This is a genomic window from Mycolicibacterium sp. SMGY-1XX (genome assembly GCF_059132455.1).
The window spans coordinates 3,310,798-3,323,906 of record NZ_CP101139.1; the positions used below are offsets into that span (position 1 = coordinate 3,310,798).

11 protein-coding genes are annotated in these 13,109 nt (G+C 67.2%); 6 read left to right on the top strand and 5 right to left on the bottom strand.

The window, feature by feature from the left end; all coding sequences use genetic code 11:
• The first annotated feature begins 40 nt into the window (after positions 1 to 40).
• The 4 genes from gap (at position 41) to secG (ending at position 3,379) form a co-directional block, all read left to right on the top strand.
• Positions 41 to 1,063 carry a type I glyceraldehyde-3-phosphate dehydrogenase gene (gene gap / locus NL241_RS16305; RefSeq protein ID WP_487693622.1) on the top strand — a complete coding sequence of 341 codons (1,023 nt, stop codon included), beginning with the start codon at positions 41 to 43 and terminating at the stop codon, positions 1,061 to 1,063.
• Positions 1,064 to 2,290 (top strand): phosphoglycerate kinase, encoded by a 1,227-nt coding sequence (locus NL241_RS16310; protein WP_494398087.1) that lies wholly within the window; start codon positions 1,064 to 1,066, stop codon positions 2,288 to 2,290. It begins immediately after the preceding gene.
• 4 nt (positions 2,291 to 2,294) lie between these two features.
• Positions 2,295 to 3,080: a triose-phosphate isomerase gene (gene tpiA / locus NL241_RS16315; RefSeq protein WP_487693624.1), complete on the top strand. Its 786-nt coding sequence runs from the start codon at positions 2,295 to 2,297 to the stop codon at positions 3,078 to 3,080.
• 65 nt (positions 3,081 to 3,145) lie between these two features.
• Entirely contained in the window at positions 3,146 to 3,379 is a 234-nt protein-coding gene (gene secG, locus NL241_RS16320; RefSeq protein WP_068916689.1) for a preprotein translocase subunit SecG, read from the top strand.
• Between the two features lie 127 nt (positions 3,380 to 3,506).
• Here the strand turns inward: secG and NL241_RS16325 are convergent, their stop codons facing one another.
• On the bottom strand, positions 3,507 to 5,303 hold the full coding sequence (locus tag NL241_RS16325; RefSeq protein WP_494398088.1) for an HNH endonuclease signature motif containing protein: 1,797 nt from the start codon (positions 5,301 to 5,303) through the stop codon (positions 3,507 to 3,509).
• 167 nt (positions 5,304 to 5,470) lie between these two features.
• Here NL241_RS16325 and ppc point away from each other — a divergent pair, with 167 nt between their 5' ends.
• Together ppc and NL241_RS16335 are read left to right on the top strand one after the other, a co-directional pair.
• Positions 5,471 to 8,266, top strand: a complete 2,796-nt coding sequence (gene ppc / locus NL241_RS16330) for a phosphoenolpyruvate carboxylase (protein WP_494398089.1) — start codon at positions 5,471 to 5,473, stop codon at positions 8,264 to 8,266.
• 202 nt (positions 8,267 to 8,468) lie between these two features.
• Positions 8,469 to 9,389, top strand: a complete 921-nt coding sequence (locus tag NL241_RS16335; RefSeq protein ID WP_494398322.1) for an ABC transporter substrate-binding protein — start codon at positions 8,469 to 8,471, stop codon at positions 9,387 to 9,389.
• A 3-nt stretch (positions 9,390 to 9,392) separates the two neighbouring features.
• Here NL241_RS16335 and NL241_RS16340 read toward each other — a convergent pair whose 3' ends face one another.
• The 4 genes from NL241_RS16340 to NL241_RS16355 are packed head-to-tail and all read right to left on the bottom strand — an operon-like array spanning position 9,393 to position 13,109.
• Positions 9,393 to 10,199 carry an ABC transporter ATP-binding protein gene (locus tag NL241_RS16340; protein WP_494398090.1) on the bottom strand — a complete coding sequence of 269 codons (807 nt, stop codon included), beginning with the start codon at positions 10,197 to 10,199 and terminating at the stop codon, positions 9,393 to 9,395.
• A complete protein-coding gene (locus NL241_RS16345) occupies positions 10,196 to 11,242 on the bottom strand; it encodes a FecCD family ABC transporter permease (RefSeq protein WP_494398091.1) in 1,047 nt (348 codons plus the stop codon). The genes NL241_RS16340 and NL241_RS16345 overlap by 4 nt, the downstream gene beginning before the upstream one ends.
• Positions 11,239 to 12,288 carry an iron chelate uptake ABC transporter family permease subunit gene (locus NL241_RS16350; protein WP_494398092.1) on the bottom strand — a complete coding sequence of 350 codons (1,050 nt, stop codon included), beginning with the start codon at positions 12,286 to 12,288 and terminating at the stop codon, positions 11,239 to 11,241. Before NL241_RS16350 ends, NL241_RS16345 begins: the two co-directional genes overlap by 4 nt.
• A gap of 5 nt (positions 12,289 to 12,293) precedes the next feature.
• On the bottom strand, positions 12,294 to 13,109 hold the full coding sequence (locus NL241_RS16355; protein ID WP_494398093.1) for a siderophore-interacting protein: 816 nt from the start codon (positions 13,107 to 13,109) through the stop codon (positions 12,294 to 12,296).

The following is a 13,109-nucleotide window of genomic DNA, read 5'->3' on the forward strand; positions in this document are numbered from 1 at the left end:
ACTGCCGAGCACTACACGAAGCGGACCTAGGGAGAGACAAGTGACCATCCGGGTAGGCGTGAATGGCTTCGGCCGTATCGGACGCAACTTCTTCCGCGCACTCGACGCGCAGAAGGCGGAGGGCAAGAACACCGACATCGAGATCATCGCGGTCAACGATCTCACCGACAACGCCACACTGGCCCACCTGCTGAAGTTCGACTCCATCCTGGGCCGGCTGCCGTACGACGTCAGCCTCGAAGGTGATGACACCATCGTCGTCGGCGACCACAAGCTCAAGGCTCTCGAGGTCAAAGAAGGACCGGCGGCGCTGCCGTGGGGCGACCTGGGTGTCGACGTCGTGGTCGAGTCCACCGGCATCTTCACCGCCCGCGCCAAGGCGCAGGGCCACCTCGACGCGGGTGCCAAGAAGGTCATCATCTCGGCGCCGGCCAGCGACGAGGACATCACCATCGTGCTGGGCGTCAACGACGACAAGTACGACGGCAGCCAGAACATCATCTCCAACGCCTCGTGCACCACGAACTGCCTCGGCCCCCTGGCCAAGGTGCTCAACGACGAGTTCGGCATCGTCAAGGGCCTGATGACCACGATCCACGCCTACACCCAGGACCAGAACCTGCAGGACGGGCCGCACAAGGATCTGCGTCGCGCCCGCGCCGCCGCCGTCAACATCGTCCCGACCTCCACCGGCGCCGCCAAGGCCATCGGCCTGGTGCTGCCGGAGCTCAAGGGCAAGCTCGACGGCTACGCGCTGCGGGTGCCGATCCCCACGGGTTCGGTGACCGACCTGACCGCGGAACTCTCGAAGTCCGCGACCGTCGACGAGATCAACGCCGCGTTCTCCGCGGCCGCCGAGGGACCGCTCAAGGGCATCCTGAAGTACTACGACGCCCCCATCGTCTCCAGCGATATCGTCACCGACCCGCACAGCTCGCTGTTCGACTCCGGCCTGACCAAGGTGATCGACAATCAGGCCAAGGTCGTCTCCTGGTACGACAACGAATGGGGCTACTCCAACCGCCTCGTCGACCTGGTCGGCCTGGTCGGTAAGTCGCTGTAAATGGCCGTCAAGACGCTTGACGACCTGCTGGCCGAGGGCGTCGAAGGTCGGGGCGTGCTGGTGCGCTCCGACCTCAACGTCCCCCTCGACGACAACGGTCAGATCACCGATCCGGGCCGGATCATCGCTTCGGCACCCACGCTGAAAGCGTTGTCGGACGCGGGCGCCAAAGTGATCGTGACGGCCCACCTGGGGCGTCCGAAAGGCGAGCCGGATCCGAAGTTCTCGCTGGCGCCGGTGGCTGCCGCGCTCGGCGAGCGGCTGGGCCGGCACGTGCAGCTGGCCGCCGATGTGGTGGGCACCGACGCGTTGGCCCGCGCCGAAGGCCTGACCGACGGCGACGTGTTGTTGCTGGAGAACATCCGCTTCGATCCGCGTGAGACCAGTAAGGACGACAGCGAGCGGCTCAAGCTGGCCAAGGCGTTGGCCGAACTGGTGGATGACCCGGGCGGAAATCCGGCGGCTTTCGTCTCCGACGGTTTCGGTGTGGTGCACCGCAAGCAGGCGTCGGTGTACGACGTCGCGACGGTGCTGCCGCACTACGCCGGTCGCCTGGTGGCCACCGAGGTCGAGGTGCTGCGGCAGCTGACCAGTTCGACCGAGCGCCCGTACGCCGTGGTGCTGGGCGGCTCCAAGGTCTCCGACAAGCTCGCGGTGATCGAGAATCTGGCCACCAAGGCCGACAGTCTCATCATCGGCGGTGGCATGTGCTTCACCTTCCTTGCCGCGCAAGGGGTTTCGGTGGGCAGTTCCCTTCTGCAGGAAGAGATGATCGACACCTGCCGCAAACTGCTCGAGGACTACGGCGACGTGATCCACCTGCCGGTCGACATCGTGGTGGCGGAGAAGTTCGCCGCGGACTCGCCGCCGGAGACCGTGGCCGCCGACCAGATTCCCGACGGGAAGATAGGGCTGGACATCGGCCCGGAGTCGGTGAAGCGTTTCACCGCCCTGCTGTCCAACGCCAAAACCGTGTTCTGGAACGGACCGATGGGTGTGTTCGAGTTCCCGGCGTTCGCGGCGGGCACCAAGGGCGTCGCCGAGGCGATCATCGCGGCCACCCGTAAAGGTGCGTTCAGCGTTGTCGGCGGCGGCGATTCGGCTGCCGCGGTGCGCCAACTCGGCCTGCCCGAGGACGGCTTCTCCCACATCTCCACCGGCGGCGGGGCGTCGCTGGAATACCTCGAGGGCAAAGACCTGCCCGGCATCCAAGTACTGGAGTCTTAGATTCATGGCCCGTAAGCCGTTGATAGCCGGCAACTGGAAGATGAACCTCAACCACTTCGAGGCCATCGCTCTGGTGCAGAAGATCGCATTCTCGTTGCCGGACAAGTACTTCGACAAAGTCGACGTCACCGTCATTCCGCCGTTCACCGATCTGCGCAGCGTGCAGACGCTGGTAGATGGGGACAAACTGCGGCTGACCTACGGCGGCCAGGATGTGTCGCAGCATGACTCGGGTGCCTACACCGGCGAGATCAGCGGCGCGTTCCTGGCCAAGCTCGGGTGCACGTTCGTCGTCGTCGGGCACTCCGAGCGGCGCACGTACCACCATGAGGACGACGCGCTGGTGGCCGCCAAGGCTGCGGCCGCGCTGAAGCACGGCCTGACCCCGATCGTCTGCATCGGCGAGGGCTTGGACGTCCGCGAGGCCGGAAACCACGTCGACTACAACGTCGCGCAATTGAAGGCGTCGCTGGCTGGGCTGTCCGCCGAGCAGATCGCGTCGGTGGTCATCGCCTATGAGCCCGTGTGGGCCATCGGCACCGGCCGGGTGGCCAGCGCCGCCGACGCCCAGGAAGTCTGCGCCGCCATCCGTAAGGAACTCGTGGAGCTCAGCTCTGCGGAGATCGCGGACAGCGTGCGCGTGCTCTACGGCGGTTCGGTCAACGCCAAGAACGTCGGTGAGATCGTCGCGCAGAAGGACGTGGACGGTGCCCTGGTGGGCGGCGCCTCGCTGGACGGTGAGCAGTTCGCCACGCTGTCGGCGATCGCCGCGGGCGGACCCCTGCCGTAGGCAGCGTAATTGCCCGTTGACCGGCGGTTTTCACCTCCAAATCCCCACCATGTAAGGTGACCACCATGGAATTGGCCCTGCAGATCGTCCTCATCGTCACCAGCCTGCTGGTGGTGCTGTTGGTGCTGCTGCACCGTGCCAAGGGTGGCGGCCTGTCGACGCTGTTCGGTGGCGGTGTGCAGTCCAGCCTGTCCGGTTCGACGGTGGTGGAGAAGAACCTCGACCGGCTCACGCTGTTCGTGACCGGCATCTGGGTGGTCTCCATCATCGGTGTGGGCCTGCAGATCAAGTACGGCTAAACCAGCCTTTCAAAGCGCCGTCGAATGGGAGCACCATTCGGCGGCGCTTTGGTGACCGACCACCTTCGACAACGGGTAGCTGTGCGCCGCAGGCATGACTCACCGTTGCGACCCATCGGCGCTACCGTCACGGTGGTGGGGGACGGTCTTCTTTGGTGTTGGGTTCACGTTCGGCGTGGCGGCGGGCGGCGTTGCGTTCTCGTTCGGCTTTGATGCGTTGAGCGTTGTCTTCGGCGCGGGTGCGGCTGCGTTTGGGCATCTTCAGTCCGCGGTTGGTGGCCTTCGGCGATGGCGCTGACGACGGTGGTAGTTCGGCGGTGGTGGTGTCCCAGCCGGGGAAGAGGAGTCGGCTGGTGGGATGGCCGATATAGGTGTGGCCCGTCGGGGCGATCACGGTGATGCTGCCGTCGGGATGCTGGACCTCGCGCCAGCCGTCGGGGCCGTCCCAGAAGGTTTTCAACAGATGGCAGAGGCGGCAGTAGCACTTCAGGTTGGACGGGTGGGTGGGCCCGGCCGGGTGGGGGATGGTGTGGTCGACATCGGCGTACTCGGCCGGTCGGGAGCAGCCCGGCATCCGGCAGGTCATATCGCGGCACAGCAGCCAGCGCCGCAACTTTGGAGATGGATAACGGCCACCCTCGCTCGCGTCCGCGGGAGTTGGCAGGGCTTCCAGTCTGGCGCCCTTGCGAATCAGCTCGGCCAGCAACGGCGTCGGAATCACCTCGCGGGCGCCGAGCATGACCGCCGCCCGACACCACCGCCTCGGTGATGGTTCGGGTTGCGGTGGGGGTGGCGGGTGGCCGTCCGGTTGACGCTGAGCATCCGCCGCGTCCGAAGATGTTGCAGGCGGCCCGTTTCCGACCGCGGCGGGGCCGCGGTCTGAGGGTTGAGGTGCAGTGGAGTCTGGGTGGTCGCGTTCGGCGGGGGCAGGCGCAGCGGGGGTTTGGGCTGTGACCCACGGTGGTTCCTCGTCACCGTCGTTCGGTTCGGGCGTGGCGGTCAGCCACGCGAACGGATCGGCAGTGTCGGCGGCCTCCGCGGCGGCATCGGTGGGTAGGGGTGGCTGACTCGCGGCGTAGTCGGCGGCTTCTTCAAGGGCGGCCAGCACGGTGTCGGGATCGGCGAGCACGTGGATGACGACATTGCTCACATTGCGATAGTTGGCATCGGCGGCCGGGCAGTCCGGGGTGCCGCACTGGCACATCAACCGATTCTGACCGGCGAAATGCGCTTCGAACGCCGCTGCCCGTAACTGCCCCTGGGAGCGCGGGTCCTGCTTGCACACCGTGGCCACCAATGCGGCCAACACCTGCCGCGCCGTTTCAGCCGCTACCGCCGACACCCGGCCGTGCACGCTGCGGGTGCCGGCGGCGTCGTCGAGTTTGCCGAACTGCACATCCAGATTCTTGGCGGCGTCCCGGTAGCGGCGCGAGGCGTCGGGATCGTGTTCTTCGATCACCGCGTCGATGGCCAGTTCCAGATCGTCATCGGAGAGCACCCCGAATCCTTCGGCGCGTTCGGCCAGGGCGGCGTCGGTCTTGGCGGCGACGGCTGGGTTGTCGACCAACCCGGTGCGCCAGACGATGATCGCGGCCACCCGGGCGTTGATGACCCCGTCCTGCAGCAGGGTGCCGAGCCGGGGGAATCGAACTGACAGGGCATGCGCCTGACGCATTACTCCCGACGCGCGGCGTGCGCTGATCCCCGCGGCCAAACCGACTTCGTGGCTGGTGGAGGCCCACGCATCGACCACCCAGCGTTGGCGCTCCTCGGAGGCTTCTGCCTCCCGGATGCGCATCAGTACCGCCACCGCCTGCCGCACCCGGGCCGCCATGAACGCCTCGGCGCGCACATAGCTCTGGATCGCCGCCACCGCAGAGGCGGCGTCGGCGAGGCCGGCGGGATCTGGCAAATCATCGAACATGTGTTCGATCATGCCAGCGGGCGCCGACGCCCGAGCCGTGCCGAACTGCCAAACCGCCGAGTTGTCCACAGTCTGAAACTCATCCACAACCAGGTGTGTAGGGGCGCGTTCGGTCACCGGCGAACGCCGGCGGGCGCACCTACGTCGCGTCGTCGATAATCGTGGCCATGGTTGAACCTTCCGACACCGCACTGGAACCGATCGGCGCGGTACGCCGCACCCAGGTCGGACGGGAGGCCACCGAACCGATGCGAGAGGACATCCGCCTGCTCGGCGCGATGCTCGGCGACACGGTGCGCGACCAGAACGGCGACGAGATCTTCGATCTCGTCGAGCGGGCCCGGGTGGAGTCGTTCCGGGTGCGCCGCTCGGAGATCGACCGCGCAGAGCTGGCGCAGATGTTCGACGGGATCGAGGCCAAGAAAGCCATCCCGGTGATCCGCGCCTTCACCCATTTCGCGCTGCTGGCCAACGTCGCCGAGGACATCCACCGGGAGCGCCGGCGGGCAATCCACGTGGCGGCGGGGGAGCCGCCGCAGAACAGCAGCCTGGCCGCCACCTACCTGAAACTCGATGCCGCCGAGCTGGACGCGGCCACGGTGGCCGACGCGTTGACCGGCGCGCTGGTGTCGCCGGTGATCACCGCGCACCCCACCGAGACGCGGCGCCGCACCATCTTCGACACCCAGCACCGCATCACCGAGCTGATGCGCCTGCACGCCGCCGGGCTGACGTCCACGGCCGACGGCGCGCCGATCGACGTCGAGCTGCGCAGGCAGATCCTCATGCTCTGGCAGACCGCACTGATCCGGTTGTCCCGGCTCAAGATCCAGGACGAGATCGAAACCGGGCTGCGGTACTACCCGGCGGCGTTCTTCGACGTGATCCCCAAGGTGAACAGAGAGGTGCGCCAGGCGCTGCGCGCCCGCTGGCCCGAGGCCGACCTGCTGCCCGCACCGATCCTGCGGCCGGGGTCGTGGATCGGCGGTGACCGCGACGGCAATCCGAACGTCACGGCCGAGGTGGTGCGGCTGGCCACCGGCAGCGCGGCCTACACGGCATTCGCGCACTACTTCACCGAGCTGACGGCGCTCGAGGAAGAACTCTCCATGTCGGCGCGGCTGGTCGAGATCAGCCCCGAGCTCGCTGCCCTGGCCGATATGTGTCACGAACCGGCGCGCGCCGACGAACCGTACCGGCGGGCGCTGCGGGTGATCCACGCCCGGCTCACCGCCACCGCCGCCGAGGTGCTGGACCGGCAACCGGAACACCTGCTGGACATCGGGCTCGACCGCTACGACAACCCCGCCGAGTTGGTGGCCGACCTGGACACCGTGGACGCGTCGTTGCGCGCCCACGGCAGCGCCCTGCTCGCCGACGACCGGCTGGCCCGGCTCCGCGAGGCGGTGCACGTCTTCGGCTTCCATCTGTCGGGGCTGGACATGCGGCAGAACTCCGAGGTGCACGAAGAGGTGGTCGCCGAACTGCTGGCCTGGGCCGGGGTCCACCCTGACTATGCATCACTTCCCGAGCAGGAGCGGGTGGCGCTGCTGGTGAGTGAGCTGAGCACACGACGACCGCTGACCGGCGAGCATGCCGAGTTGTCGGAACTGGCGCGCAAGGAACTCGACATCGTGCGGGCCGCGGCGCGGGCGGTTGCGGTCTTCGGTCCCAGCGCGGTGCCCAACTACATCATCTCGATGTGCCAGTCGGTGTCGGACATGCTCGAGGCCGCGCTGCTGCTGAAGGAAGCCGGCCTGCTGGACGCCTCAGAGGAGTCGCCGTACAGCCCCGTCGGCATCGTGCCGCTGTTCGAGACCATCGACGATCTGCAGCACGGCGCCGCCATCATGGAGGCGGTCCTCGACATCCCGCTCTACCGCGCGATGGTGCACGCCCGCGGCGAGAGCCAGGAGGTCATGCTCGGCTACTCGGACTCCAACAAGGACGGCGGGTATCTCGCCGCGAACTGGGCGCTGTACCGCGCGGAGCTCGACCTCGTGGAGATGGCGGCCAAGACCGGGATCCGGATGCGGTTGTTCCACGGCCGTGGCGGCACCGTCGGTCGTGGTGGCGGGCCCAGCTATGACGCCATCCTGGCGCAGCCGCCCGGTGCGGTGCGTGGCTCGCTGCGGATCACCGAGCAGGGCGAGATCATCGCCGCCAAGTACGCCGAGCCCCGGATCGCGCACCGGAACCTGGAGACCCTGGTGGCCGCGACGCTGGAGTCGACGCTGCTGGACATCGAAGGCCTCGGTGACGCCGCCGAGGCGGCCTATGAGGTGCTCGACGACCTGGCGGCCCGCGCTCAACGCGCTTATGCCGAATTGGTCCATGAGACACCGGGTTTCGTGGAGTACTTCAAGGCGTCGACACCGGTCAGCGAGATCGGCGCACTGAACATCGGCAGCCGGCCCACCTCGCGTAAACCCACCACCTCGATCTCCGATCTGCGGGCCATCCCGTGGGTGCTGGCCTGGAGCCAGTCACGGGTGATGCTGCCCGGGTGGTACGGAACCGGCACCGCGTTCGCCGACTGGATCGCCCAGGGTGACGGACGGCTGGAAGTCCTGCAGGACTTCTACCGGCGCTGGCCGTTCTTCCGCACCGTGCTGTCCAACATGGCGCAGGTGCTGGCCAAATCGGACATGGGCCTGGCGGCGCGCTACTCCGAGTTGGTCGAGGACGAGGCGCTGCGGCACCGGGTGTTCGACAAGATCGCTGCTGAGCACCAGCGCACCATCGCCATGCACAAGGCGATCACGGGTCACGACGACCTGCTGGCCGACAATCCGGCGCTGGCGCGTTCGGTGTTCAACCGGTTCCCGTACCTGGAACCGCTGAACCATCTGCAGGTCGAACTGCTGCGACAGTACCGATCCGGAGCCACCGACGAACGGGTGCAGCGCGGCATTCTGCTCACCATGAGCGGGTTGGCCACCGCCCTGCGCAACAGCGGGTAACCGTTGACAGGTGCGTCAAAGTAGTTGCGCCACAGCCCTTTCCTGTCAACTTGCTGTGAGACATAGGGGTTGTCATTTGGTTAGGCTGCTCTAACATCCCTAGTGCAATGGCGCTAGGTTGAAGGAGTAGGTCTTGAACGTGAGAAGCGGGGGGCCCGGCGCGCTGCGCTGGATTGCCGGTCTGATACTGCTGATCGGCCTGATCAGCGGATGTAGCTCGTCGGACAGCGGCCAGTCCGGTGGCGAAGCGGCGCCCGAAGGTGTCACCATCAGCCACAAGTTCGGCGAGACGGTCGTCCCGGCCAACCCGGCCCGGGTGGTGACCGTGGGGTGGACCGACCAGGACTTCGTTCTTCCGTTCGGCGTCGTTCCCGTCGCCAGCCGCGAGTTCTTCGAGGAGTACAACGACTACCCGTGGGTGAAGGCCGCCACCGGCGACAAGCCGATCCCCACCTGGGGCGCCGACGAGATCGACTTCGAAGCGATTGCCGCGGAGAAGCCGGACGTCATCTTCGCCATCTACGAGACCATCGACCAGCAGACCTACGACCGGCTCTCCCAGATCGCGCCGACGGTGATCCAGTCGGCCGACTACGCCGACGAGGAAACCCCGTGGGATGTGCAGCTGCTGACCACCGGCAAGGCACTCGGCAAGGAAGACCAGGCCAAGGAATTGGTCGACAAGGTGCAGGGCCGCATCGATGAGGCCAAGACCGCCAACCCCGAATTCGCCGGCAAGACACTGGTGGTGGATTTCGGCCCGGAAAGCGGCGGGCACTGGCTGCTGCCGGAGAACGACCCGCGCCGATCACTGTTCACCGCACTGGGTTTCGCGACCCAGGAGGTCGACGGTGATGTCAGCGAGGAGAAGCTGGACCTGCTCAACCGCGACGTGCTGTTCGTCAACGGCGCCACCAAGGAGCAGATGGTGGCTTCGCCGGCGTTCGCGCGGCTGCCGGTGGTGACCGAGGACCGCACGCTCTACACCACCTTCGAGTCGAACCTCAGTGGGGCACTGACCTATAGCGGTCCCGATGCGCTGCTGTACGCCCTCGACGTGCTGACCCCGCAGCTGGCCAACGCCTTGAACGGCCGGCCGGTGCAGGATCTGGCCAACGCCTGAGCATCACCGCCGCACCCGCAGATGAGGTGACGCCCTGGGAACCACCAGCGGCGTCCCCGTCTGCGGGTCGTCGATGATCTGGCAGGCCAGGCCGTAGACCTCGCCCACCAGGTCCTCGGTGATGACGTCCGTCGGATCGCCTTGGGCCACAATAGTTCCCGCCTTCATGGCGATGATGTGGTCGGCGTAGCGGCAGGCGTGGTTGAGGTCGTGCAACACCGCCACCACGGTGCGGTCCTGTTCGCGGTTGAGCTTGGCGAACAGATCCAGCAGCTCGACCTGGTGGGCGATGTCGAGGTAGGTGGTGGGCTCGTCGAGCAGCACCAATGGCGTCTCCTGGGCCAGCACCATCGCCACCCACACCCGCTGGCGCTGGCCGCCGGACAGTTCATCGACCAGGCGCCCCGACAACTCCTCGACGGCGGTGGCGCGCATGGCCTCGGCCACCGCGTCGGCGTCCTCACGGGCCCACTGGCGCAACACCTTCTGATGCGGAAAACGGCCGCGGGACACCAGATCGGCCACGGTGATGCCTTCGGGTGCGATGGACGTCTGGGGGAGCAGGCCGAGCCGCCGGGCCACCTCCTTGGTGTGCAGGCCGTTGATATCGGCGCCGTCCAGGATCACCTGCCCGGAAGACGGTTTCAGTAACCGCGCCAGACCGCGCAGCAGCGTTGACTTGCCGCACGCGTTGGGCCCGACGATCGCGGTGACCCGGCCGTCCGGGATGTCGACCGTCAGGTCGGTGATCACCGTCTTGCCGTCGTAGCCGATGGTGAGCTGCTCGGTGCGCAGCCGGGAATTGCTCATCGTTTCCTTGCCTGGGTGATGAGGAGGTAGATCAGGTACGCACCGCCGAGTGACACCGTGACGGCGCCGACCGGAAGTTCATTGCCGGGCAACAGATGCTGGGCGATGACGTCGCCGATCAGCAGCAGCACCGCCCCCATCGCGGCCGAGGGCGCCAGACCCACGCCGGGTGTCGCGGTGAGCCGACGGGCGATCTGCGGGGCCGCCAACGCGATGAACGTGATGGGACCGGCTGCCGCACAGGCCAGTGCGACCAGTGCGACGCCCACACCCAGGTAAGCCAGCCGGGTTGGTTCGGTGCGCACGCCGAGGGCGCCGGCGGCGTCGTCGCCGAGCTGTAGAACCGGAAGCTGAGGACCCAGCGCGACCAGGATCACGGTGATGACGGCCAGGCAGATCGCCATCGGCACCACCTGCGTCCAACTCAGCCCGCTGAGCGTGCCCTGTTGCCACACCGACGCGGTGACCGCAGTGTGGAAATCGAGTTTGATGACGATCCACTGGTTGACCGAGTTCAGCACGGCGCTGACACCGATGCCGACCACGATCAGCCGATAACCGGCCAGGCCGTTGCGATACGACAGCGCGTACACCAGCACGGCCGTGGCCAGCGCACCGACCAGTGCGCCGGCTGCCACCGCGAAGTAACCCACGCCGACGGTCGCGATGACCACCAGCGCGCCGGTGTAGGCGCCGAAGTTGATGCCGATAATGTCGGGGCTGCCCAACGGATTACGGGTCAGCGCTTGGAAGATCGCGCCGGACACCCCGAGCGCGGCCCCGATCAACAGTGCCATCAACATCCGCGGCATCCGCCACTCCAACACCACCACCCGGTCGAACGAGGTGTTGGTACCTGCCAGCACGCCCAGCACATCAGCCGGTTCGATGGCGTACTTGCCGATCCCGATGGCCAGCACGGCGATCACCAGCGCGCCGGCCGCCAGCGCCGACACGACGAGCACCGCTCGCCAGGACATCCGCGCCGACGTGCCTGCGAGGCGAATCACGAACTGGCGCTTGCCGAAATCGAGGGCGGTCATGTGCGATCCGCCCCACGCTTGCGCACCAGCCAGATCAGCACCGGTGCACCGATGAACGCCGTCACGATGCCTGCGGGCAGCTCGGCCGGACGGATGACCACACGTCCCACGATGTCGGCGGCCAACAGCAGCGCCGGTGCCACCACCACGGCGTAGGCCAGGATCCAGCGCCAATCCGGTCCGGTGAACCGGCGCACGGCGTGCGGCACCATCAGCCCGACGAAACCGATGGGCCCCGCGCCCGCGGTGGCCGCACCCGCCAGCAGGGTGACCGCGACCAGACTGAGCACCTGCGTGCGAACCACGTTGCCGCCCATGCTCTTGGCCAGGTCCTCACCGAGTGCGGTGACATTGAGTGAACGCCCCACCACCACACACAGGATCACCCCGGCGACGATGAATGGCGCGATGGCCGCCGACACGTCGAGAGCACGGCCGTCCAGCGCACCGGCGTCCCAAAAGCGCATGTTGTCGAACGCCCGCGGATGGCGCAGCCGCACCGCGAATCCGATACCGTCGAGCACCGCGGCGATCGCCACCCCGGCAAGCAGCACGCGCACCGGCGTCACCGTGGACCGGCCCGTCATCCCGACGAGGTACACCAGGACCATGGCGAACAGGGCCCCGGCGAAGGCGAACCAGATGTAGCCCATCACGCCGCGCACCCCGAGGAAGGCGATGGCACCGACCACAAAAAGGGCTGCACCGGAGTTGATTCCGAGGATCTCGGTATCGGCGAGCGGGTTCCGGCCGACCGCTTGGATCAGGGTGCCCGCCAGTCCGAGGGCCAGCCCGACCAGCAGCGCGAGCACGGTGCGGGGGATGCGCAGATCGTGCACGATCCACTGGTCGCCGACGTCGCGGTAATCCGTGACGGCCTGCCACACGGTGGACAGTGCGACGTTCTCGGTGCCGATCGCCAGACTGACCACACACATCCCGCCCAGTACGGCCACCGCAGTAAGGAACCCGGCCATTCTGGCTTTGCCGGTCAGGTAGCGCGCCGCCGACGGGGGCGGCGTGCGTGCCGGTGCCTGCGCGATCACAAGCGCTACAAACCAACCCGCTCGAGCGCCTCGTCGAATTCCTCGGAGGCCACCTTGTCGCCTTTGCCGTCGGCCAGGGCCTTCTCGTAGACCGCCAGCACGTCGTCCTGAACTGCGGCGAACTTCTGATCCCAGGTCTCGGAGTCCAACCGCCAGTAACCGGTGATGTCGAACTGGTCGATGGCCCAGCCCAGACCGCGGACGTACTTGCGGACCGCCCGGGACTGCGCGGCCTCCCCGGCGAACCAGCAGTAACCGCGGCCCGCAGGCAGCTCGACATCGCGGGTCAGTTCGGCCAGAAGGCTTGGTGCATGGCCGTTTCCGGTGCCGACGGTGGCGATGACGGTGACGTTCGGCCGGGCCGGCAAGTAGGTCAGGTCGTCGTCGTCGGCCACTTCGACTATCGCGACGGCGGGTACATCGGCGGGCAGTGCCTCGATGATGCGCGCGGTGGCCGGCAGCCCGGACAGGTCGGTGATCAGCAGCTGCCAGTCGGTGTCGGCCGGTGGGCGATACCACGAACGGGCATGATCAAGGCCCACCCGGTCACCCGGTCTGGTGCCCGATGCCCAGGTGGTGCCGGGACCTGCGGAGTGCAAACCGGGCTCGTGAAGAAAGATGTCGAGGTCGATCCGGGCGCCGTCCTGAAACCGCACCGAATAGTTGCGGCCTTCGTCGGAACCGGGGAAGTACACACCCACCGCGGAATCGGCGGCCGGTTTCACGTCCAGCACGTCAGGATCTTCTACCTCGAGAGTGATCCGGACCAGCCGTGTGTTGAGCTGAATCGTCTCCACAACGGCGGCATACGAGAAACTCAT